Source organism: Providencia sp. Marseille-Q8014 (genome assembly GCF_965112055.1).
In genome coordinates this window covers 4,042,420-4,064,189 of the sequence record NZ_CBCOPT010000001.1, presented here as the reverse complement: position 1 = coordinate 4,064,189, position 21,770 = coordinate 4,042,420, and the positions used below count along the sequence as shown (strand labels likewise).

At 38.7% G+C, this 21,770-nt stretch carries 21 protein-coding genes and 1 pseudogene; 7 read left to right on the top strand and 15 right to left on the bottom strand.

From position 1 onward, the window contains the following. Window positions 1-118 precede the first annotated feature (118 nt). Both ACWPW6_RS18225 and tdh read left to right on the top strand, forming a co-directional pair. Window positions 119-1,315, top strand: coding sequence for a glycine C-acetyltransferase (locus ACWPW6_RS18225; RefSeq protein WP_454210091.1), 1,197 nt, complete (start codon window positions 119-121; stop codon window positions 1,313-1,315). 23 nt (window positions 1,316-1,338) lie between these two features. Next, a complete protein-coding gene (gene tdh, locus ACWPW6_RS18220) occupies window positions 1,339-2,367 on the top strand; it encodes an L-threonine 3-dehydrogenase (RefSeq protein ID WP_249999522.1) in 1,029 nt (342 codons plus the stop codon). Window positions 2,368-2,411: 44 nt separating this feature from the next. On the opposite strand, the gene ACWPW6_RS18215 is transcribed toward tdh, so the two are convergent. Both ACWPW6_RS18215 and envC read right to left on the bottom strand, forming a co-directional pair. Further along, window positions 2,412-3,407 (bottom strand): divergent polysaccharide deacetylase family protein, encoded by a 996-nt coding sequence (locus tag ACWPW6_RS18215; protein ID WP_249999520.1) that lies wholly within the window; start codon window positions 3,405-3,407, stop codon window positions 2,412-2,414. A 26-nt stretch (window positions 3,408-3,433) separates the two neighbouring features. Then, the gene (gene envC / locus ACWPW6_RS18210) at window positions 3,434-4,726 is read right to left on the bottom strand and encodes a murein hydrolase activator EnvC (RefSeq protein WP_154624175.1); all 1,293 of its coding nucleotides are present in this window, start codon (window positions 4,724-4,726) and stop codon (window positions 3,434-3,436) included. 496 nt (window positions 4,727-5,222) lie between these two features. On the opposite strand from envC, the gene ACWPW6_RS18205 reads away from it, so the two are divergent. The 5 genes from ACWPW6_RS18205 (at window position 5,223) to ACWPW6_RS18185 (ending at window position 8,262) form a co-directional block, all read left to right on the top strand. Further along, window positions 5,223-5,660, top strand: coding sequence for a rhodanese-like domain-containing protein (locus ACWPW6_RS18205; RefSeq protein WP_154624174.1), 438 nt, complete (start codon window positions 5,223-5,225; stop codon window positions 5,658-5,660). A 119-nt stretch (window positions 5,661-5,779) separates the two neighbouring features. Beyond that, on the top strand, window positions 5,780-6,247 hold the full coding sequence (gene secB, locus ACWPW6_RS18200) for a protein-export chaperone SecB (RefSeq protein ID WP_154624173.1): 468 nt from the start codon (window positions 5,780-5,782) through the stop codon (window positions 6,245-6,247). An 8-nt stretch (window positions 6,248-6,255) separates the two neighbouring features. After that, on the top strand, window positions 6,256-7,284 hold the full coding sequence (gene gpsA / locus ACWPW6_RS18195; protein WP_154624172.1) for an NAD(P)H-dependent glycerol-3-phosphate dehydrogenase: 1,029 nt from the start codon (window positions 6,256-6,258) through the stop codon (window positions 7,282-7,284). Between the two features lie 25 nt (window positions 7,285-7,309). Further along, window positions 7,310-8,131 carry a serine O-acetyltransferase gene (gene cysE, locus ACWPW6_RS18190; RefSeq protein ID WP_154624171.1) on the top strand — a complete coding sequence of 274 codons (822 nt, stop codon included), beginning with the start codon at window positions 7,310-7,312 and terminating at the stop codon, window positions 8,129-8,131. Beyond that, window positions 8,128-8,262, top strand: coding sequence for a hypothetical protein (locus ACWPW6_RS18185; protein WP_257759941.1), 135 nt, complete (start codon window positions 8,128-8,130; stop codon window positions 8,260-8,262). The genes cysE and ACWPW6_RS18185 overlap by 4 nt, the downstream gene beginning before the upstream one ends. Here ACWPW6_RS18185 and ACWPW6_RS18180 read toward each other — a convergent pair. The 13 genes and pseudogenes from ACWPW6_RS18180 to ACWPW6_RS18120 all read right to left on the bottom strand — a co-directional run bounded on the left by ACWPW6_RS18180 (window position 8,240) and on the right by ACWPW6_RS18120 (window position 21,764). Continuing rightward, window positions 8,240-8,499 (bottom strand): annotated as a pseudogene (locus ACWPW6_RS18180) (Txe/YoeB family addiction module toxin). The gene ACWPW6_RS18185 and the pseudogene ACWPW6_RS18180 overlap by 23 nt on opposite strands. Next, window positions 8,492-8,746: a type II toxin-antitoxin system Phd/YefM family antitoxin gene (locus ACWPW6_RS18175; RefSeq protein WP_154624170.1), complete on the bottom strand. Its 255-nt coding sequence runs from the start codon at window positions 8,744-8,746 to the stop codon at window positions 8,492-8,494. Before ACWPW6_RS18175 ends, ACWPW6_RS18180 begins: the two are co-directional and overlap by 8 nt. A 78-nt stretch (window positions 8,747-8,824) precedes the next feature. Next, complete coding sequence (gene trmL, locus ACWPW6_RS18170) at window positions 8,825-9,328, bottom strand: tRNA (uridine(34)/cytosine(34)/5-carboxymethylaminomethyluridine(34)-2'-O)-methyltransferase TrmL (RefSeq protein WP_154624169.1); 504 nt, start codon at window positions 9,326-9,328, stop codon at window positions 8,825-8,827. A 162-nt stretch (window positions 9,329-9,490) separates the two neighbouring features. Beyond that, complete coding sequence (gene galE, locus ACWPW6_RS18165) at window positions 9,491-10,516, bottom strand: UDP-glucose 4-epimerase GalE (protein ID WP_163863385.1); 1,026 nt, start codon at window positions 10,514-10,516, stop codon at window positions 9,491-9,493. Between the two features lie 16 nt (window positions 10,517-10,532). Further along, complete coding sequence (locus ACWPW6_RS18160) at window positions 10,533-12,611, bottom strand: polysaccharide biosynthesis tyrosine autokinase (protein ID WP_249999517.1); 2,079 nt, start codon at window positions 12,609-12,611, stop codon at window positions 10,533-10,535. 33 nt (window positions 12,612-12,644) lie between these two features. Continuing rightward, window positions 12,645-13,073, bottom strand: coding sequence for an arsenate reductase/protein-tyrosine-phosphatase family protein (locus ACWPW6_RS18155; RefSeq protein ID WP_163863379.1), 429 nt, complete (start codon window positions 13,071-13,073; stop codon window positions 12,645-12,647). A gap of 5 nt (window positions 13,074-13,078) precedes the next feature. Continuing rightward, window positions 13,079-14,233 carry a polysaccharide export protein gene (locus tag ACWPW6_RS18150; RefSeq protein ID WP_163863371.1) on the bottom strand — a complete coding sequence of 385 codons (1,155 nt, stop codon included), beginning with the start codon at window positions 14,231-14,233 and terminating at the stop codon, window positions 13,079-13,081. Window positions 14,234-14,391: 158 nt separating this feature from the next. Further along, the gene (locus ACWPW6_RS18145; RefSeq protein WP_163863369.1) at window positions 14,392-15,615 is read right to left on the bottom strand and encodes a glycosyltransferase family 4 protein; all 1,224 of its coding nucleotides are present in this window, start codon (window positions 15,613-15,615) and stop codon (window positions 14,392-14,394) included. 211 nt (window positions 15,616-15,826) lie between these two features. Next, window positions 15,827-16,930, bottom strand: coding sequence for a glycosyltransferase (locus ACWPW6_RS18140; RefSeq protein WP_163863367.1), 1,104 nt, complete (start codon window positions 16,928-16,930; stop codon window positions 15,827-15,829). Next, window positions 16,927-18,021, bottom strand: a complete 1,095-nt coding sequence (locus ACWPW6_RS18135) for a glycosyltransferase family protein (RefSeq protein WP_208852754.1) — start codon at window positions 18,019-18,021, stop codon at window positions 16,927-16,929. Before ACWPW6_RS18135 ends, ACWPW6_RS18140 begins: the two co-directional genes overlap by 4 nt. Window positions 18,022-18,029: 8 nt before the next feature. Beyond that, window positions 18,030-19,379: a hypothetical protein gene (locus ACWPW6_RS18130; RefSeq protein WP_163863364.1), complete on the bottom strand. Its 1,350-nt coding sequence runs from the start codon at window positions 19,377-19,379 to the stop codon at window positions 18,030-18,032. A gap of 32 nt (window positions 19,380-19,411) precedes the next feature. Continuing rightward, window positions 19,412-20,677 (bottom strand): lipopolysaccharide biosynthesis protein, encoded by a 1,266-nt coding sequence (locus tag ACWPW6_RS18125; protein ID WP_163863362.1) that lies wholly within the window; start codon window positions 20,675-20,677, stop codon window positions 19,412-19,414. Between the two features lie 7 nt (window positions 20,678-20,684). Then, the gene (locus tag ACWPW6_RS18120; RefSeq protein ID WP_272683016.1) at window positions 20,685-21,764 is read right to left on the bottom strand and encodes a DegT/DnrJ/EryC1/StrS family aminotransferase; all 1,080 of its coding nucleotides are present in this window, start codon (window positions 21,762-21,764) and stop codon (window positions 20,685-20,687) included. Window positions 21,765-21,770: the final 6 nt, after the last annotated feature.

Sequence of the window (21,770 nt, the reverse complement as noted above, 5' to 3'; positions counted from 1 at the left end):
TTTTATAGGCTAATGAGCGTGATCTTGGCTACAAACTTGATTTATTTATGCTGTAGCTGTCGCGAGTTCTAGTATCTATGATTAAACTCTAAAAATTGAATTATAACAGGAATAAGTTATGTCAGAGTTATTTTATCAGCAGATTAAAGAACAATTAGTGCAAACGGAATCCGAAGGTTTATTCAAGCATGAACGGATAATAACGTCATCACAAGGTTCTGACATTGAAATCGTTGGTGGTCAACACGTTATCAATTTTTGTGCGAATAATTACCTTGGCTTAGCTAATCATCCTGAACTTATCGAAGCGGCAAAGCAGGGGATGGATAGCCACGGTTTCGGTATGGCATCCGTCCGCTTTATTTGTGGAACACAAGATAGTCATAAACAACTTGAGAAAAAATTAGCCGATTTCTTAGGTATGGAGGATGCCATTCTCTATTCCTCTTGTTTCGATGCGAATGGGGGATTGTTTGAAACCTTATTATGCCCTGAAGACGCTGTCATTTCCGATGCGTTAAACCATGCATCCATCATCGATGGAATACGCCTGTGTAAGGCAAAACGCTATCGTTATTCTAATAATAACATGGCGGAACTACGACGTTGTCTAGAGGAAGCTAAAGCATCGGGGGCACGCCATATCTTGATTGCGACAGATGGTGTGTTCTCAATGGATGGCGTGATTGCTGATCTGAAAGCCATCTGTGACCTCGCTGATGAATTCCAAGCACTTGTCATGGTAGATGACTCCCATGCTGTTGGTTTTGTTGGTAAAAATGGTCGAGGCACCCATGAATATTGTGATGTGATGGGGCGAGTAGACATTATTACAGGGACGCTGGGGAAAGCACTTGGCGGGGCTTCTGGCGGCTATACCGCGGCAAAAAAAGAAGTCGTTGAGTGGTTACGCCAACGCTCTCGTCCCTACTTATTTTCCAACTCATTAGCACCCGCTATCGTTGCAGCCTCGATTAAAGTCATCGATATGATGAGTGAGGGGGATGAGCTACGTGAGCGGTTATGGCACAACGCGACACTATTTCGTGAAAAAATGACTGAAGCGGGTTTCACCCTTGCTGGCGCGGATCATGCCATTATCCCTGTGATGTTAGGGGATGCGGCGCTGGCGCAAGTTTTTGCGAATGAGCTACTGGAAGAAGGGATTTATGTTACGGGATTCTTCTATCCTGTTGTTCCTCAAGGGCAAGCACGTATCCGTACACAAATGTCTGCGGCGCATACAGAGGACGATATTTTACGAGTTGTTGATGCATTTACACGTATTGGTAAAAAACTGAATGTCATTTCTTAATGGTAACTAAATAAGGCCGTTCTATGAAAGCACTGTCCAAATTAAAAGCAGAACCAGGTATATGGATGACAGATGTTCCAAAACCGGAACTCGGGCACAATGATGTGATGATTAAAATCCGTAAAACTGCAATCTGTGGTACGGATGTGCATATCTATAATTGGGATGAGTGGTCACAAAAGACCATTCCTGTACCTATGGTTGTCGGTCATGAATATGTTGGGGAAATTGTTGAAATAGGACAGGAGGTTAAGGGCTTTAAAATTGGTGACCGCGTTTCAGGTGAAGGGCATATCACTTGTGGACATTGCCGTAATTGTCGGGGAGGGCGTACCCATTTATGCCGTAACACGATAGGTGTCGGCGTGAATCGCCCTGGCTGTTTTGCTGAATACCTTGTACTGCCGGCATTCAATGCCTTTAAAATCCCCGATAATATTCCGGATGAAATTGCCGCGATATTTGATCCTTTTGGCAACGCAGTGCATACAGCATTATCGTTTGATTTAGTCGGGGAAGATGTGCTGGTTTCAGGGGCGGGGCCAATAGGTATTATGGCCGCAGCCGTCTGCCGACATGTTGGAGCGCGACATGTCGTGATCACTGACATCAATGACTATCGACTGGATTTAGCGAAAAAAATGGGCGTTACTCGAGCCGTGAATGTCGGGCGAGAAAATCTACAAGATGTGATGAAAGAGTTGGGTATGCAAGAAGGCTTTGATGTTGCTTTAGAGGTTTCTGGTTCTCCCGCGGCATTTCATACGATGTTAGATACGATGAATCATGGTGGTCGTATTGCATTATTAGGTATTCCCTCTTCTGAAATGGCCATTGACTGGGGAAAAGTGATCTTTAAGGGACTCTTTATCAAAGGCATCTACGGTCGAGAGATGTTTGAAACTTGGTATAAGATGGCAACGTTAGTACAGTCTGGTCTAGATCTCACTCCAATGATTACTCATCAATTTGCTATCGATGATTTCCAGAAAGGCTTTGATATCATGTGTTCGGGGCAATCAGGTAAAGTGATATTGAATTGGGATAAATGATAAAAATGCCAGTGGCTAGCGTGTGTAAGCAACTGGCAGGATGATTAAGGTTTTTGTTGGGTAAACAGTGACGGCTTTTTATTTGATAATAGAGGCCGTAACGTTTTATCTTGATAAATGGATTCAACAACAAACATCAAAAAATGAATGCCTTCAAGTTGAGTTGCCGAGGTGTTGTTCGGTAGCTCAAATTCACAAATGCCAATTTCAACAGGGGCTGGTGGCGTGGTTTGCGTGCCGTTAGGTGAGTCTGTTGACAACTGCTTAGGCTCTTCAGGTTGCATTTTAAGTGGTTGTTGCTCTTGAGGCTGCTGAGCACGATTTAATAGGGTGCTGACGTTAACTAACTCAATATCGCTGGGTAGTTGGGGTAAAAATTTCTGCAATGCCCGTACGGTGGATGGGTGTGGATGGCCAATTGCAATGGCATTACCGTGTTTACGCGCGTAGGCAACCGCTTTATTCAGCTGCGTCCGTGTCTCTTCTTCAGATTGATGGTTATCAAGAAAGAGATGACGTCGGACGGTGGGAACGCCAAATTCTTTAGCGGCTTTCGCAACTTGGGTATTGCCAATTGTCACGCTGTCTAAAAAGAAAAAATTTGAGCGGGAAAGTGAACGCATGACATTACGCATACCTGGCAGGCTGGAAGTCATCTCACTGCCCATATGATTATTCATGCCTGTGGCATGAGGAACTTTACTTATCGCCCGTTGAATAATACGGTCAACCTCTTCCGCGCTCATTGAGGGGGCAAGCGTATTTTTTTCTAAAGGTTGCTGACTAAGTGGCTTCATCGGCATGTGGATCAAAATTTCTCGCCCTTGTTGATGCGCTTTGTTCGCAACGAGCTGCCCATGAGGTGAATCAGGTAGGATGGCAATGGTGATTGGCGTTGGCAGTGCCAATATTTGGTTATCTTCTTTGGTGCGATAGCCAAAATCATCAATGACTATCGCCAATTGTGCTGCACTAGCCTGAAGACTCATTATCAATAGAGATAACCCAATGAGTCGCTTAAAAGGCCGGTGTTTTAACATAATTATCTTCCTAACTGTTTGCTTGGTTATTTACCTAACCAAGGGCGAGGGTTAACAGTTTTACCCTGCCGGCGAATTTCGAAGTACAGCGCGGGGCGTTCCTGCCCGCCACTACTTCCCACAAGTGCGATAGGTTGCCCAGCCCGAACTTCTTGTCCAACATTCACGAGTGCGCTTTGGTTATAGCCATATAAACTCATGTCGCCTTTACCATGCTCCACGACAACAACAAGGCCGTAGCCTTGTAACCAGTCAGCAAGTAGTACGCGGCCATCTGCAATGGCTTTGACTTGAGTCCCTTCATTGGCTCCGATCACCATACCTTTCCAGCGCAGCTCACCTGAAATGGCATCGCCATAATTATGTAGCGTCTGTCCACGTACTGGCCATAAAGCTTGCCCCGCAGGACGACCTAAGCCACCGGTTCGAGACATTAGTGAACGCTCACTCTCTGATGGCTTATAAGTTGAACCTGTTTGTTTCGCTTTACGTTCTTTTTCGGCAACCTCCGCACGGATACGAGCCGCCTCACGCGCTTCTCGCTCTGCTCTCGCTTTGGCTTCACGTTCTGCACGCGCTATCTTATCTCTTAGCCTTGACTCGTTTTGTTTCATCACAGCCAGATTTTTTTGATCTTCTTTCAACGTACTTTCAAGCGCTGAGAGTGTTTGCTTACGTGCGGCTTGCGCATTATCTAATTTACGTTTTTCTTGTTGCTGACGTGCTAAGGCTGTTTTTTGTTCAGCTTGTTTTTTCTGTTCAAGTTGCTTTTGCTGATTAAGTTCCAGAGTCGTGGCTTCAAGCTGTTTAATATTTTTTTCGCGTGCTTGGTTGAGATAGCTGTAGTAAGCCAAAATGCGCTCTTCACGCTGGCCTTCTTCACCCTTTAAAAATAATGATAAACCTTGGTGTTTACCTAATCGAAATGCGGCATCGAGTTGTTCCGCCAGTAATTTTTCATGCTCACTTTTTTGTTTTTGTAATCGATTAATGTTGCTATTTAACTCAGCAATGTCTTTGTCTAATTGTTTAAGCTGAGCTTGTGTGTTATGCAGTTCGCGTCCTGCTGCTGAAATACTTTTTTCTTGTTGTTGGAGCTGATTGAGTAGTGCGGATCGCTTGGCCTGCTGGTCTTTTACGCTTTTTTCTTTTTCAGCGATATTTTGCAGCAAATTTTGCAGTTGATCTTTGTTTTCTGTGATCTGATTGGCCGCTATTGCTTGCATCGGCAAGAGTGCGATGAAACCACAAGCGAACAGCGTTGAGGTAATAGCTTGACGAATAACGGCTATTTTCATCCGGTTATGTTTATTGGCCATTCTGATAGAAAACCTCGAATAAATGCGATAGCTGATTATTTCATCTGATAGCGATAGTTACCAGCACCCTATTCTGAATATCGTAACAAATAACATTCAACCAAGCGGTTTCAATTATCTTATGAAAGATAAACGATTTGGTAGTGATGCAATCATAATCATTTGTCATTCCACTGATTGTATCGTGTCTTACATCATTTTGTAGCATTAAATCAAATATTATCAGGATCTGTTAGTACTTAGGGTGCTTTTTAATCTTGCGAATACGGATTGTACATAGGCTATTTTTGGTGACGACTAGGGCTTATGGTAAAATAGCAAAAGTGTCTATCTTGATAGACAAATGATATTTTGTTGGGAAAAGAGATTATTTCTGCGTACTGTTTCGCAAAAAAATCCATCTAGTTTGCGCTAACTGGCTGTAATTAGCTCAACACAAAGGTATACTCTGAACCCTTTGATATTCGTTTTTAACTAACGGGAGTGATTGCCCCCCATGATGCAAGAAATCATGCAATTCGTCAGCCGGAACATGTTGTTGAGTCTGGTTTGGATCGCGCTATTTGTCGCGGTGGTCGTAATGACCTTTAAAGGTCTGTTCTCTAAATCAAAAGTGATCACGCGCGCACAGGCGATTGCTCTGATTAATAAAGAAGAAGCCGTCATTGTGGATTTGCGTACACGTGACGACTTCCGCAAAGGGCATATTATTGATTCTATCAATTTAACGCCATCTGAAATTAAAGAGAATAATTTAGGTGAGCTAGAAAAACACAAGCAAAAACCAATAATTGTGGTTTCGGCAAGTGGCATGGAATCGGGTAAACCGGCTGAGCATTTAGTGCAACACGGTTTTGAAAAAGTCTTTGTCCTGAAAGAAGGGATTGCTGGCTGGTCAGGTGAGAATCTGCCGTTAGCTCGTGGTAAGAAGTAATTTATCCGACATGTAAATTGTAATAAACCTAACGATAACATTTGTGTGGTAACACATTATTTGAACGTCTGCCGGTCTATACAGTCAAATTCATATGGAAGTTAAAAGGTATTAAAATTATGTCAGAACAAAACAACTCTGAAATGGTATTCCAGATCCAACGTATCTATACAAAGGATGTTTCATTCGAAGCACCTAATGCACCACATATTTTCCAACACGAGTGGCAGCCAGAAATTAAATTGGATTTGGATACTTCATCTACCCAATTGACTGAAGGTGTTTATGAAGTTGTTTTGCGTGTTACCACAACAGCAAAACTGGGCGAAGAAACCGCATTCCTGTGTGAAGTTCAACAAGCTGGCGTATTCTCTATCGAAGGTATTGATGGGACTCAAATGGCACATTGTTTAGGTGCATACTGCCCAAATATTCTGTTCCCATATGCACGTGAAGCAATCACTAGCATGGTGAGCCGCGGTACATTCCCTCAACTGAACCTAGCGCCAGTTAACTTTGATGCTCTGTTCATGAATTATTTGCAACAGCAGCAAGGCGAGCCAGCGCAGAATAGCGAAGTTCAATAGGACGCTTAATGAAAACTGCTTCAATGACAGTCATCGGTGCCGGTTCTTACGGCACCGCTTTAGCGATTACGTTAGCACGTAATGGCCATCAGGTTATGCTGTGGGGACATGACCCTCAGCATGTGCGTAAATTACAACAAGAACGTAGTAATCAGGCATTTTTGCCTGGCGTTTCTTTCCCTGATAGTTTATCTCTCGAAACGGACCTTAAACGTGCCGTGGAAGCGAGTCCAAATATCTTGATTGTAGTACCAAGCCATGTTTTTGGTGATGTGCTCAAACAAATTCAACCTTATCTCCGAGCTGACTCACGTATTATCTGGGCAACGAAAGGCTTAGAAAGAGATACAGGGCGTTTATTACAAGATGTGGCGCGTGAAGTATTAGGCAATGAAATTCCACTTGCTGTGTTATCCGGCCCCACGTTTGCCAAAGAATTAGCTGCGGGTATGCCAACGGCAATTTCAGTTGCCGCAACTGACAGCCAATTTGGTGATGAACTGCAACAGCTTTTCCATTGTGGCAAAAGTTTCCGTGTGTACAAAAACCCTGATATGGTTGGTGTACAGCTGGGTGGGGCAGTAAAAAATGTGATTGCAATTGGTGCGGGCATCTCGGATGGTATGGGCTTTGGCGCTAACGCACGGACAGCCTTGATCACGCGTGGTCTAGCAGAAATGAGTCGATTAGGTGCTGCATTAGGTGCTGACCCCTCCACCTTTATGGGCATGGCGGGACTGGGTGATTTAGTGTTAACCTGTACCGATAATCAATCACGTAACCGTCGCTTTGGCATGATGCTTGGCGATGGTATTAGTGTGAGTGAAGCTGAAAAAGAAATTGGCCAAGTGGTGGAAGGTTATCGCAATACCAAAGAAGTGAAGGCACTTGCTGAGCGTGCAGGGGTTGAGATGCCAATCACGGAGCAAATTTATCAAATCCTTTATCGCCAAAAAAATGTCCTAGAAGCAGCACAAGCGCTATTAGGGCGAGCGACTAAAGATGAAATTGCTGACATGCCAACATCGAAGGACTAAAAAATCAAATTTTAAGTGAGTCATTATGTCGCGAGAAGAATTGGATAGAATCTGGGGATTCATTAAAGATGAAGCAAAGTCACTTGCCGATTGTGAGCCTCTGTTAGCCAGTTTCTTTAATGCAACCTTGCTTAAGCACGATAACTTAGGTAGTGCACTCAGTTATATGCTAGCCAACAAACTCAGTTCACCTATCATGCCAGCCATGGAAGTGAGAGAAATTGTTGAACAAGCCTATCGTAATGACGAACAAATGATTTTTTCTGCTGCGATGGATTTATCCGCCGTGCGTCTGCGTGACCCGGCGGTTGATAAATATTCTACTCCTCTGTTATACCTGAAAGGTTTCCATGCGTTACAAGCCTATCGTATCGGGCATTGGCTATGGAAAGAAGGTCGTCAAGCACTTGCCATTTATTTGCAAAATCAGATTTCAGTCACCTTTGCTGTCGATATTCACCCAGCCGCTCGCATTGGTTGTGGCATCATGTTAGACCATGCAACAGGAATTGTGATTGGTGAAACGGCGGTTGTTGAGAACGATGTTTCTATTCTGCAATCCGTGACTTTAGGCGGTACGGGTAAGACTTGCGGTGACCGTCACCCTAAAGTTCGTGAAGGCGTGATGATCGGTGCGGGAGCGAAGATCCTTGGTAATATTGAGATTGGGCGTGGTGCAAAAATAGGCGCGGGTTCAGTTGTCCTTCACCCCGTTCCTCCTCATACTACGGTAGCGGGTGTACCTGCTCGTGTCGTCGGTAAACCAAATAGTGATAAGCCATCGTTAGAGATGGACCAAAACTTTAATGGCTCGATTTATGGTTTTGAAGACGGTGATGGGATTTGAGAAGAGTCATTATTGTATCTGAGCTGAAACGGCTAAAAGATATGGATGAATACACTAGCCATACAGATGAGTTATTTCATGTTACTGTATCACAATTTGTTGAACCTTTTAATAATAACGACAAGCAATAATAGTTAAACCCTCATCGTCTATTGAATAAATGAGCCTATTTGTTTCATCTATTCGTCTAGACCAGAAGCCAGCTAAGTTTTCTTTTAGTGGTTCTGGTTTTCCTATCCCATAAAAAGGTGTTCTTTTAGTCTCGTCAATGAGTATTATTAATACGTTTGAGCGTTTTTTTTGTCTTGGGTTTGCCAGTATAGATAGTCTTCCCATCCTTGGTCAGTCCATATTAAAAATCTACTTATTTATAAGCTCTCTTTTCTTTACTTTTCCGGCTTTAAATTGAGCAATTGATTTATTTAAATGTTCGGCATTTGCTGGTGAGCGTAATAAATAAACCGTTTCCATTAGGCTATTGTAATACTCTAAAGACATAACTCCAGCATCCTCTGAGTCACGAGGAGTGATGATAGTTGTATCTGCATCATCAACAACTCTATCTAATACCGATTTTAGATTATTTCTAGCCTCACTAAATGAAATTGTTTTCATTTACCCCACTATACTTGTACTTTATTCTGTACAAGTATAGTGGCGTTATAAGGAAAGTTCAGTATGCATGCTGCTAAATTAGTCGCGTAATAATGCTCCTGCGTAACCCAATTGTCGCCATGCCTCGAACACTACCACGGCGACTGAGTTTGATAGATTCATACTACGGCTATCTGCCAACATCGGGATACGAATTTTTTGTTCCATTGGCATATTATCGAGGACGTAAGGCGGTAGTCCTCGCGTCTCAGGACCAAACATTAAATAATCATCTTGTTGATAACTCACATTACTGTGGCTTGGTTTACCTTTAGTGGTTAACGCAAAGACACGGGCACCACGAGCAGATTGATTATTATCTGGATTTAATCCTTCGCTTGCTAAGAAAGCAAAATAATCATGATGGTGTTTGATGTCAGCAAATTCACTATAGTCTAAACCCGCACGGCGTAGCCGCTTGTCATCCCAAGTAAAACCTAACGGATGGATCAGGTGTAAGCTAAAGCCTGTGTTAGCACAAAGGCGAATGATATTGCCCGTATTTGGCGGAATTTCAGGTTCGAATAAAACAATATGTGGCATAACGAATGACTGTGTTAAACAGTAAATTTAAATGAAACAGTGGTAAAGGATTTTACGCGCAAATGATGCAAGTTGCATGTCATTGTGAATACTAAAATGAGCGCAATAAAAAAGCGGGTTCGATATGGAACCCGCTTTATGTGAATCGACGCTAGCTAACGACTATTGCTTATAGCCATTAGGGTTTTGAGATTGCCAGCGCCAAACGTCGTTAGCCATATCTTGAATAGAGTATTTGGCAGTCCAATTAAGATCATGTTGTGCTTTAGCGGGGGTTGACCAATACTCAGCAATATCACCAGGGCGGCGTTCTGCGACTTTATAAGGAATGGGTCTGCCTACAGCCTTTTCAAAAGCAGCAATAACTTCAAATACGCTAGTGCCTGTACCTGTGCCTAAGTTATAAATATGCAAACCTGCTTTTTGACTAACACAATTTAAGGCTGCAATATGTCCATCGGCTAAATCCATGACATGAATATAATCACGCACACCTGTACCATCTTTGGTTGGATAGTCTCCCCCAAATACAGTGAGCTCTGGTCGGCGGCCTACCGCAACCTGAGCAATAAACGGTGTTAGATTATTTGGAATGCCATTAGGATCTTCTCCCATCAAACCAGAGCTATGTGCACCGACTGGATTGAAATAACGAAGCAACACAGCTGACCATGTCGGATCGGAAACGACTAAGTCAGATAAAATACGTTCAACCATATACTTACTGGTGCCATAGGGGCTATTAGTATTACCAACAGACGCTTCTTCCGTTAATGGAATATGTTCTGGTTCGCCATACACAGTGGCTGATGAGCTAAAAATAAGACTCTTCACACCGGCTTTTTGCATACAAGAGACTAACACTAAGGTGCCATTGACGTTGTTATCATAATACTCAATTGGCTTTTGAACTGACTCACCAACGGCTTTTAGCCCAGCAAAGTGGATCACCGATGTGATCTGGTGCTCAGCAAAAATCGTATCCAGAATCGCGGCATCACGAACATCACCGACATAAAACACGGGTTTTGTACCTGTGATAGTTTCAATACGTTTTAAAACCTCAGGGTTAGCATTGCAGAGATTATCCAAAATAACGGGTTGCATGCCTTGTTCAATCATCTGTACACAGGTATGGCTACCAATGTAGCCAAGGCCGCCTGTGACTAACACTTTTGTTTGCTTCATCTACATTTAAATGCGATTAATATTCATAAACATAGTTATAGTCGTCTGATTTCGCATCGATACCATTGAGGATCACGCCAGTAATTTCGATATCGTTTTGTTTAAAGCGTTTTAGTGATAGCTCAACATCTTTTACGGTATTGACACCATAGTAGGCAATAAGCAGTGAGGTACCGACATATTTACCGATAATTGCAGCGTCAGTGATCGCTAAGATTGGGGCAGTATCGATAACCACAATATCGTATTGACCTTTCATCGTGTCGAGTAAATGCTTAAAGCGTTCCCCCATTAAAAGCTCAGAGGAGTGAGTGACATTTTTACCTCGGCAAATCACATCCAAGTTTTCAATGACATGACGATGAATATTTGGCTGGTTGGCATCTTGCTGAGCTAAGTAATCAGATAAGCCCATTTTATTACTTAAGCCAAATGCTTTATGGATACGGCCTTTACGTAAGTCGGTATCAATTAACAGGACTTTTTTGCCAGCATTAGCCAATACAACCGCCATATTGGAGGTGACAAAGCTCTTACCGACACCTGGTGAAGCACTGGTAATCATCACAAGGTTATTCCCTTGGTTCATCACCGAGAAGTAAACGCTAGTTCGTAAAGAACGAATGGCTTCTACAGCCGTATCGGCAGGGTTTTCTAACGCCAAAGGATGTTTATTGCCCTCGGCAATCAGTTTTTTCTCATAGGTAGAGAATGGGATGGTGGCATAGACGTTAACGCCTAGCGCATCGATATCCTCAGTACCTTTAATTTTATTATTGAAGAACTCACGGGCAATCACATACGCACAGCCCACAATAAAGCCAAGGATAGTGGCAAGAACAAGTATTAACGCCTTTTTAGGGGCGACTGCATTGGGTTGAGATTCCGCGGAGTCAATAATACGCACATCAGCTGTAATACCTGAGTTGAGTACACTGAGTTCTTGTTGTTTGGCCACCAATTGATTGTAGATAGCTTGTTCGGACTCGACATCACGGGTTAAACGTACAATCTGCTGTTGGGTGTTAGGGAGTTTTTGAATATTTTTGCTGATTTTCTCTTTTTCACGTAACAGTTGCTGACGCTTATCGAGCAATGATTGGTAAGCGGGGTGGTTGCGGGTATAGAGCTGCTGGATTTCAACTTCTTTAAAGGTTAACTCATTGAGTTTCTCTTCAACTTGTAAGGCGCTGTCAAGAGCCGATTTAGCCTCTAAGGACAGATCAATAGATTCATTCTTTTTACGGAAAGTATTCAATTGGTTTTCATAGTTATCCAATTTAGCTTTTACTTTTGGTAAATATTCATCTAAGAATAATAAGGTATTATTGGTAACCTCTTTTTTGCGCTCGGTATTTTGATCCACATAATTTTGAATTATGTTATTCAAAATTTGCACATTTTCCACTTTATCGGTACCTTTAATTTCCATGCTGATAATGCCAGTTCCTTTACCGACTTCAGCTATAGCTAAGGTTTTACGTAGGTTTTCAATGGTTGAATAACGGGCATCTTTAGATAAGGTAAATTCTTGTCCAACTTCTGCGTTGATTGAAGAGATTAATAGGCTGATGTCATCTTGCTTAAGTAGTTCTCCTACTTTACCTTCAACGGTTTGGTTATCAATGTGAAGCGCATAACGATTTTCACCTAAATAAGTGAGGATTGCAGGCTCACCAATAAGAGATTCTGGTACAAAATAGAGGGAAATAGCAACAGAGGATTTATCTCCCCAAAGTTTATCGAAAAAACCAGCCGGTGCAATTTGGGTATCTAAATTAAGGTCCGTAACCGTTTTGCCGAGCACCATCCGAGACTTAATTACTTCGATCTCGGAATCTACTTGGCTATTACTATTAGCAAATGGCATCACGTCGCTCATTTGATCTAACAATGAAACTTGGCTCATTTTATCGTATTGCAGTGTCGCATTGGCTTGATAAATAGGCGTGGCTAAAAAGCTATAAGCGGCGCCAATGACAATAAAAAAGAGGGTAAAAAAGCCGATTTTAAGATAACTGGATTTGAGTACCTTAAACAGCGCCAGCAGATCGATTTCGTCCGAGGCAGCGGAACTGGTTTTTGTCGTGTTCATAATCAATTAACGTTAAGCCTTCAAATAGTAAAATTAAATTTTCCCTTGCCACTGTATAACGGCTTTTTCCATCAGTTGATAAACATGCTCAAACATTTCATCACTGCGTTTATGCGGATCTGGGATCTCGGTTTTATTTAGCCATTGGCCGAACAACATGACTTTGCCACGTGTTTCGGGGAACTGTTGATGGATTCTATCAATATGATCGTTTTCCATCACTAGGATTAAGTCTGCTTCTTTACATAACTCACTGGTTAAACGACGTGATTGGTGATTATCTAAAGAGAGATTGTGGTTCTGTGCAATACGGACAGCGCTATCATACGCGGGGCGATCCTCTTTGGCGATAATGCCTGCGGAATGGATCTTTTTATTGGGAAAATGAGCTTGTAATAAACGCTCCCCAGTGGGGGAGCGGCATATATTTCCCATACAAACAACAAGAATATTGTTAAACATACGGATTACCAGTCGTGAATACGTTTAGTCCCTTCGGTTAATTGATTATAAGTTGCGATGGTTGGTAACAATTGAGTGATTAGACGGTTCCAACGTACCACTGGGGCAGCAGTGACATAAACCAGGTCATAAGGTTGTAACTTAAATTCTGTTCCCATCACCATGGAGGTGGCATCAGAGAGATCTAACTGATAAACCGCTGCCATTTTCTTCGGCAGTAGGGCGTCTAATTCTTTATCACCGGAGGTTTGGTTTTTAATTGGACGGATAACAAATACACCCGTTGCATTAGCGGTAGTTTGATCTGTACCGCCTGCTTTACTGAGAGCTTCGGTGATACTCATACCGGCACGGTCAATGGTTAGGGTATTTGGCTGACCGACTTCCCCCATCACAAACACTTTTTGCCCATCGTTACGTGGTACGTATAACACATCACCCGGTAGCATCAGATGGTTCTGGGTTAGGTCGCCATACTGAACTAATGCTTGCAGTGAGATTTTAATTTCTTTGCCATTACGGGTTAGTACGACATTGTCCCAATCGGCCTTTTCAGTTAGACCACCGGCATTATTAAAGGCTTCTAAAACCGTTAATGGTACGTTGGTAATTGGTAATGTGCCTGGTTTAGAAACTTCGCCAGATACATACATTTTTTGTGAGCGGAAGGCGGCGATACTGACATCCACTTGCGGAGATTCAATATAAGTTGCAAGGCGGTTACTCACTAAATTACGGATTTCAGTGACGGTTTTACCAATGACTTTCACTTTACCAATATACGGATAGTAGATAGTGCCGTCTGAATGTACCCAGTTACCGGAGTCCGCAGCGCTACGGTAAGAACCGGCGGGGATGGTGAGCTCAGGGTGATCCCAGACAGTAATGGTTAATACATCACCTACACCAACACGGTATTCATAGGTGGCAAGCTGCTTCTCTAAGGTTGGGTTAGGTTTTGCAATAACCTGTGGGGTATACATCTCATCTAATAGTTTTGGTGAGATCGGGTAGATATCCACAAATTTAGAAATATCACGATCGCCAGTATCGACGACGTTTTTACCTGATGTGGACATATAGACACCGGGAGTAACGGTACAGCCAGTGAGTAATATACTGAAGGCTAAGAATGAAATAGATAAGCGTTTACTGGTCACATAATTATCCTATATATGTTTATAATTATAAAAGTATAAACTAAATACTATACGATTTTATTCTAATTAGAAATTATCTTTAGACCAAGGTTTACATTCCAAAGGTAGTGTGAGAATAGTTAAACCTGTAGTAGTCAAAATATAATTAGGCTTATAGACTAACGAAATGCAATGTCAGCTAGTTTCTTAGATAGTTGAGAATACTCATATAATTCTAAGGCTGCTTTTCGACCATTAGCTCCCATAATATTCCTTTCTTGTGAAGTCATATTATAAAGTTTTAATATAGCTTCAACAAGTTGCTGTGGATTATTGGCAGGTACTTGAATACCTGCTTTAGCTTCTTTTATTGGATCATCGGAGCCGGAGTATGCATGTATAATTGGTTTACCTGAGTAGAGGTATTCCGGAATTTTATTTGCGCCAATCCCAAACTTATAGAGGGGGTCATCTAACCAGCCAATAAAGCATACATCAAATAAGTTTAACATAGATTGAATTTCAATCTTTGGTATTGGGTCTATGAAAAATACATTATTTAGATTCATTTCTTGGGCTTTTCTTTGTAAAGTTTGTTTTTCTTTACCATCACCAACTAAAACGAAAGATATTTCAGCATTGTCTCGTAATCTATATGCAGCTTCTAAGAGGTTATCTAAAGCATTAGCTATACCAATAGTGCCTGTATAGCCAACAATAAATTTATTTTTAGGTAATTGATTACAGGCTATTAAATTCAAAGGAGTTTTTTTATTCACTTCATCTAAAGAAAATCCATTAGGAATCCAAGAGAATTTTTTTCTGTCCATACCATGTTGAGCCATGTGTTCAATTGAATTAGGAAGATTTGAAACCACAGAAGAAGAATAATAATAAGCCTTATCTTCAGTCCATTGCATCAGTCGAATAAAGGGGTTCCTAGTAGAATATCCACCTATTTCGGTGAGTGTTAATGGCCAGATATCTCTAACTTCAAATATTAAACGAGCAGTATATTTATTTGCTAGTCTACGAGCTCCCCAAAATGCAAAAGGAGAGGGAGATGATGATAGAATGGCATCAGGTTTTTGAGTGATAGCTTTAGCTAATTTTTGTATACGCAATGGGAATAAAAACCAATTTATAGCTCGTTGCTTACTATGAGCATTATCATATAAAGGCATTTTAACCCAAACAAAATGAAAGTTATTAGAAATAGTCTGAATTTGATATGATGTATTTATCTCAGGGGGATGTCTTAATAAATGATTTGAGGCTGATGCTATAAGATAAACAGTATAGCCTTGTTTAGCTAATTCACTTCCCAGATAGTAATGTCTACCTCCCATACCTGTTTCCGGCGTAGATGCATACTGATGAACTATCCAAATAGTCTTACTCATTAACTTACCTTTAATAGAAAATTTATTAATTTTTTATGTTTTATAAATTAAGCCTTTTAAGTAAAATATAAAATATTTTTAATTTTACTGACTAGAATAATATTGTAACTTTCATTCTTTACGCTGAACTATTAATTCAAACGTTTAATTTAGGCTTCGTTAAGAAAAATAATAAAATATTTGAATTTGGAAAATGTTTTATCATTATACATTATTTATAATTTTGTATTGTTTTTTTATAAGTATCAAGCATCGTACTAATACACTGATCCCAAGAATAATATTTAGATACGTGTAAGCGCCCATTGATTCCCATACTATGACGTAGCTCTGGATTTAATATTAATTTCTCAAGAGCATCCGCCGCCGCTTCAGGATCGTCCCGAGGTACTATGATACCAGTTTCACCATTAACAGTAACTTCAGGTAGACCTCCTGCATCAGAAACTATCACTGGGCGTGCTGATGCGCTTGCTTCTACAATAGCAACACCAAAACTTTCACTATCTAATCGACTCAACGCTACGTATATATCTAGTTTCGCTAATTCTTGAGGAACACAAGAGTGAGGCACTTGCCCAATAAATTTAACGCTATCTGAGATACCTAGGTTAGCTGCTAATAATTGTAATTGTTTTGTTTGCTCACCACCACCAACTAATCTTAATTCTAGCCGAGGAAGAATCAGTTCAGGATTATTTTGAAAGCGTTTCGTTAAAATACTATAAGCCTCTATAAGAGTATCAATACCATATTTAGGTTTCATGGTTTTGACTGTTCCTATAACTAATTTCCCTTCTTGTTTTGATGATAAAGGCGGTAAATTAGAGTAATCATTTAAATTAACACCAAAGGGTGTGATAGATATATCATTTAGTTCAGGTACTAGTTTACGGGTTTCATCAGCCATACAATAACTAGTTGAAGCAACATGATCAGCCGCACGCAAGTTTTTTTGGACTAGCCATTTATGAATATAAGTTTTATTAGGGAAATCATATATATCACTTCCCCAAACAGATAGTAACCAAGGATGGTAGCCAGCTAATCTTGCTGTAGTCGCATAGCCACTTGCATAATGAGCGTTGACAATATGAGGATTAATTTTGTTTAGTAACGCTCTAACAGAAAGAACTGATGTAAAATAGCCAAGCGCTCCACGATAAGGTAAAAGGTGTACTTTAACGGTAGGATTAAAAGAATCTATAGCCGGGTGCTGGCTAATTACATGAACCTCATGGCCGATTGAATCTAAGCCATTTGCCCATCGAACCGTATGTATAGATGAAGCTGCAGAAAGAAGAACAATTTTCACTGGGTTAGATCCTTACATACTTGTTTAGCTCTTGATTGCCAAGAGTGATTAGGTGCTAGTTTTTTTAAATTTTCATGTATGCTATCTAATTGGCTAGGATCATTAATAATATTAGTTAATAAATTAATTAATATATTTGTATCATATGGAATGACCCAACCTATATTATTATTTTTAATAAAGCTTCCAGCTAAAGTTCCTTTACTGGATATAATAGGCTTTTGATATCCTAAGTATTCATATAATTTCACTGGAGATGCAAAAGTCCAATACTCATGTGGTTCTACAAATAACATTGTTATATCACTTGCACTGAGTTTTTTTTCCATTTCCTCTCCAGATAAGTGAACAATTTTTATATTTTCTGGAATATAGGGATATTCTCGTTTTGCTGAAAGCCATTCTATCTCACGTGTACAAATTGTTAATTCAACCTTGGGTAGTTGTTGGATAGCATCAAACAATTTATGCATTTTGTAATGATCAGAGAAACCACCAACATAAAATAATCTTAAATTTCCGTTTGTAAGTGTAGTCTTTGAAGAGTAATTAATATTGGAGGTAGAATGACCTGGTGGAAGTGTTTTGAAAATTTCAGTTGGAACTGTAGGAATATATTTCCCCATCTCAGTAGATGGAAGATAAAGTGTTTTTAATGTTTTTTTGTAAACCCAGAGATCAAATTTGTAGGAAGTTTTAGCAATAAATCGCTTAAGAGGGCTAAGATTTTTACCATAACTATCAAACAACCAATAAATATCGCGATAGAATAAGCCTATAGGAATATTATTTTTATTACAAAATTTGAAGAAAAAATAATCTGTTAAAGGATGTAGCGGTAAATGATGAGTATCAGTTAATATAGTTGGCATTGTTGATGATTCGGAATAAACAAAATCATATTTCTTGCCATTTCTAATGTTTTTCTTTATTTGTTTAATGCACTTTCTTCGCTCATTTGAATAGCCTGTTATTAGGTCAACATGGTAACCAAGTTCTTGAAAGGCTGATAACATTTTTAATGGACGAATGCCACTTGCTGATGTTGCTTTTGTATTTAAAGGCAAAGGTGTGTGAAAAATTATATTCATATAGATTATTATCTGGTCGATGTAAAACGAGAGTATTTTTTAAAAACAGCAGCTAAGCTTATTATCAGAAGAAACAGAATAATCATCATCAAAAGCCCAGGATTATAGATATAATCATTAAAACCGCCAGTTATAGAACCTCCAAATGAAAAACTAACAAAAAATGCCAAGTATAGGGGATTCTTAGGGCGTTTTAAAAAAAATATATAAAGAGTTTGTATAATAAAACCAACCCAGAGAGGAGATAATAAAACACCTAGAATACCAAAATTAGCCCATGCTTCAGCTATAAATATAGAATTCATCACCCCAGCGGTGCCATCTTCAACTCCTCTTGGATTAAATGAGGTCATAGCTATACGTGCTGCTCGATCAACATATTCATAATCAAATAAATCAGATAAAAACTGTGATATAGATGAGAAACCAATAAAATCATGTGGGTTGGGGAATATGTCAAACATGATATAAAGACCTGCTGCTTGACTTAGAATTACTCGCCCAATAGGACCTGTATTATAATTTAAAATATGATCTGAAGATACGCCACCAATAGAATACATTATTATTATACTAATTATAACTATTGTAATTAGTATAATTAAATGCAAAATTTTAAATTTACCTAATCCATAATAATAAACAAAAATAAAACTCAATATATACCAAAGTAATGGACTTTTTGAAAAATTATAATATAAAATTGAGACTGAAAGAAAGACAGTAAAAAGGGTCATTAAAAGATCTAATGTTTTTTTGTTCGCGATATAATAAAAAAGCCAAACATAAGAAAGTATAGGCATCATTATTAATGCAAAGAAATTTCGGATATATACATCTCCAGAAAAATTTCGTGATACAGATATACGAATAGAAGCTAATTCAGATGAGCTACTAGTGATAGCTTTTAAAAAAGGATAATATCCAATTTGTAAGAATGTATAAAGACAAGATAAAGTTGAAATAATAGTAAAACACCATATTGAATACTTTAAGGCATTACCTGATGATCCTGTAATAAGAATAGGAGAAGATACATATTGCTCTAAAAAGGATTTCATCGATTTTTTCTTTAAAAAAATCGATTTAGAGAGCAACATTCCTATTGGAAATGCTATCATCATGTACATGACTGATAGCCAAGCATTAAATCGTACATCAGCACCCACTCTATTTATAATGTAGTGATTATCAAAATATAAAATTACGAGTATAGATGCTAAGAAAACCTCTATAATTATATTATAATAGAAAATATAACTTATTAAATTAGGCTTAAATATGCTGAGGGTTCCAGCAGCACGTTTAAACAAAAAACTAGAAATTATAAGTACAAATATTGAAATTATTATATACATGATTTATGTTTTTAATTTTTTAATTAAAAAGATTATTTTTTGTTAATTATAGATAGAATAGTGAACTGATATATTAAATAGAAAATAAAACCAGATAACGCATAATATTCTCCTATATATGAACTATGAAATTTTAAAGCAAATGATACTAAACCAACTCTAATTGCTAAACCAAAAACTTGTAAAAATAAAGCTATTTTCTGGTTTCCTGTTATATGTAATGACATAGATATTGGAGATGTAATAAATTGCATGAAAAACCAGGGAACCATCCAGCTAATTAAAATTCCTGTACGTTGCCATTCATCTCCTAGGATATAGGGTATTGCAAACGGAGAAATTATTGCGGTGAGTAGTAATGGAAAAAATGCTAGCTTGGATAAATTAATTATGGTACGTCGTGTAAATTGTTTTAGTTTTCCTTGGTGAAAATATTGAGATGCATCAGCAAGATATACTTGTGAGACCGCACTTCCAATCAGTGTCATGGGTATGGCAAGTATTTGCATTGCAATCATTAAATAACCAGTTTCGGAGGTTATGTAATAAGATGCTATTATTAGTATAGGAATTTGTATACTTCCTATATTAGCAAAAGCCTCTAAAATTGAATATTTAGGGAATTTATCATAACGCTTTAATGCTATTTTTAAGTGATTAAATTTAAGTTTTTTAAATATATTCCAGTCATTTTTTATTAAGGATAAGCCTAAACTAATAAAACCAACGCTTTGTGATAAAAACTGACCTAGAATTAGTCCTGTGATAGAACCATTAAATAAAAAACCGGACCCTAATTTGATACTATTTCCACCTATTGATTGTGTGATCCTTGTTTTTGAAATTAAGTTGAATTTTTTATTTCTAGTACTCCAGTATTGTAGTGCATTATATATACCAACCGCTAATACACCCAAAGGAATTAACCAAATAAAATTTTTAATTTTATTATCAGTTAATATAATAAATAAATCTGGTAAATATAGGATTACTAGAGTTATTAATATACTAAATGAAATTGTACTTATAATAGAAAGAGTGCAAAGAGCAGCTGCTATTTTATTTGATTTAGGTAGTGGAATTGCAATTTCTAACCTCATACAGGAGATTGCCGTAAGTAATGACAATATAGATACATATATAGCGAGATTAGAAAAAGCTTCTGGGGAATATAGTCGAGTTAATATAGGTAAAGATATTACGCTAATAAATTGTCCAATAGCCGTGCCTCCTACTAATAGGCTGACACGGCGTAAAAATGGATTCTTAAGAAGTTTTGCTTTATTGAATAATGCCATTTTAAATTTAATTTTTCAGTGACGATACTACTTTTTTTATATTTTCCTCAGTCATATAAGGATGCATTGGTAAGCTCATCACTTCTTTTGCTATTTCATCCCCTATTGGTAATAATACATTTTGATCAGCAACAGCTGGTTGTTTATTTAATGGAGTAGGATAGTGTACAGCAGTAGGGATTCCTAGAGATTTTAATTTTTCTTGAATCAAATTTCGATCTTTGACCCGAATAGTATATTGTGCCCATGCACTGATATTATGCTCTTCAATATAAGGAGTCGTTATTATTCCTATATCATTCAGCAATAAAGTATACATTTGTGCAACTTTATTTCGTAATTCAATTTCTTCCGTAAAAATTTCTAGTTTAGATAGTAAAATAGCGGCTTGCAATGTATCTAAACGGCTATTGATACCAACTCTGATATGATGATAACGTTTATCTTGACCATGACGGGCAATTTGTCTCATGATTAATGCTAGTTGGTCATCGTTTGTAAAAATAGCTCCACCATCACCATAACAACCTAAGGGCTTACTTGGAAAAAAACTAGTACAAGCAATTGTACTTAAGTTGCAGGATTTTTTGCCTTTATATGAAGCTCCAAAGCTTTGGGCTGCATCTTCAATGACAGGAATTTTATACTTGGCAGCAATTGCGTTTATTGTATCAAAGTCAGCACATTGCCCATATAATGATACAGGTATGATGGCTTTTGTTCTCGGTGTTATTGCAGCTTCAAGTTTTGTCGGATCCAAATTATAAGTTTTTGGGTTTATGTCTACATAAACAGGTTTTGCACCTAATAGCGCAACAGTTTCAGCTGTAGCAATATAAGTAAAGCCAGGGGTAATCACCTCATCTCCTGGTTTAATATTGAAGGCCATTAAAGCTATTTGTAATGCGTCTGTACCATTTGCAACACTAATACAGTATTTAGAACCTGTATAGATAGCTAATTTTTCTTCTAACTCATTAACTTCAGGGCCTAAGATGTATTGCCCATGAGTTAAAACATTTTGAATACCTTTATTAATTTTATCTTTTATACGTGCTTGTTGTGTAATTAGGTCGATAAATTGCATAATTTT

Bases quoted from the DNA above. Each gene is read 5' to 3' on its own strand.
- ACWPW6_RS18160 (WP_249999517.1), bottom strand. From the start codon at position 12,611: ATGAACACGACAAAAACCAGTTCCGCTGCCTCGGACGAAATCGATCTG.
- ACWPW6_RS18225 (WP_454210091.1), top strand. From the start codon at position 119: ATGTCAGAGTTATTTTATCAGCAGATTAAAGAACAATTAGTGCAAACG.
- tdh (WP_249999522.1), top strand. From the start codon at position 1,339: ATGAAAGCACTGTCCAAATTAAAAGCAGAACCAGGTATATGGATGACA.
- cysE (WP_154624171.1), top strand. From the start codon at position 7,310: ATGTCGCGAGAAGAATTGGATAGAATCTGGGGATTCATTAAAGATGAA.
- ACWPW6_RS18205 (WP_154624174.1), top strand. From the start codon at position 5,223: ATGATGCAAGAAATCATGCAATTCGTCAGCCGGAACATGTTGTTGAGT.
- envC (WP_154624175.1), bottom strand. From the start codon at position 4,726: ATGGCCAATAAACATAACCGGATGAAAATAGCCGTTATTCGTCAAGCT.
- ACWPW6_RS18175 (WP_154624170.1), bottom strand. From the start codon at position 8,746: ATGAAAACAATTTCATTTAGTGAGGCTAGAAATAATCTAAAATCGGTA.
- ACWPW6_RS18145 (WP_163863369.1), bottom strand. From the start codon at position 15,615: ATGAGTAAGACTATTTGGATAGTTCATCAGTATGCATCTACGCCGGAA.
- trmL (WP_154624169.1), bottom strand. From the start codon at position 9,328: ATGCCACATATTGTTTTATTCGAACCTGAAATTCCGCCAAATACGGGC.
- ACWPW6_RS18120 (WP_272683016.1), bottom strand. From the start codon at position 21,764: ATGCAATTTATCGACCTAATTACACAACAAGCACGTATAAAAGATAAA.
- galE (WP_163863385.1), bottom strand. From the start codon at position 10,516: ATGAAGCAAACAAAAGTGTTAGTCACAGGCGGCCTTGGCTACATTGGT.
- ACWPW6_RS18215 (WP_249999520.1), bottom strand. From the start codon at position 3,407: ATGTTAAAACACCGGCCTTTTAAGCGACTCATTGGGTTATCTCTATTG.
- secB (WP_154624173.1), top strand. From the start codon at position 5,780: ATGTCAGAACAAAACAACTCTGAAATGGTATTCCAGATCCAACGTATC.
- ACWPW6_RS18130 (WP_163863364.1), bottom strand. From the start codon at position 19,379: ATGTATATAATAATTTCAATATTTGTACTTATAATTTCTAGTTTTTTG.
- gpsA (WP_154624172.1), top strand. From the start codon at position 6,256: ATGAAAACTGCTTCAATGACAGTCATCGGTGCCGGTTCTTACGGCACC.
- ACWPW6_RS18155 (WP_163863379.1), bottom strand. From the start codon at position 13,073: ATGTTTAACAATATTCTTGTTGTTTGTATGGGAAATATATGCCGCTCC.
- ACWPW6_RS18135 (WP_208852754.1), bottom strand. From the start codon at position 18,021: ATGAATATAATTTTTCACACACCTTTGCCTTTAAATACAAAAGCAACA.
- ACWPW6_RS18125 (WP_163863362.1), bottom strand. From the start codon at position 20,677: ATGGCATTATTCAATAAAGCAAAACTTCTTAAGAATCCATTTTTACGC.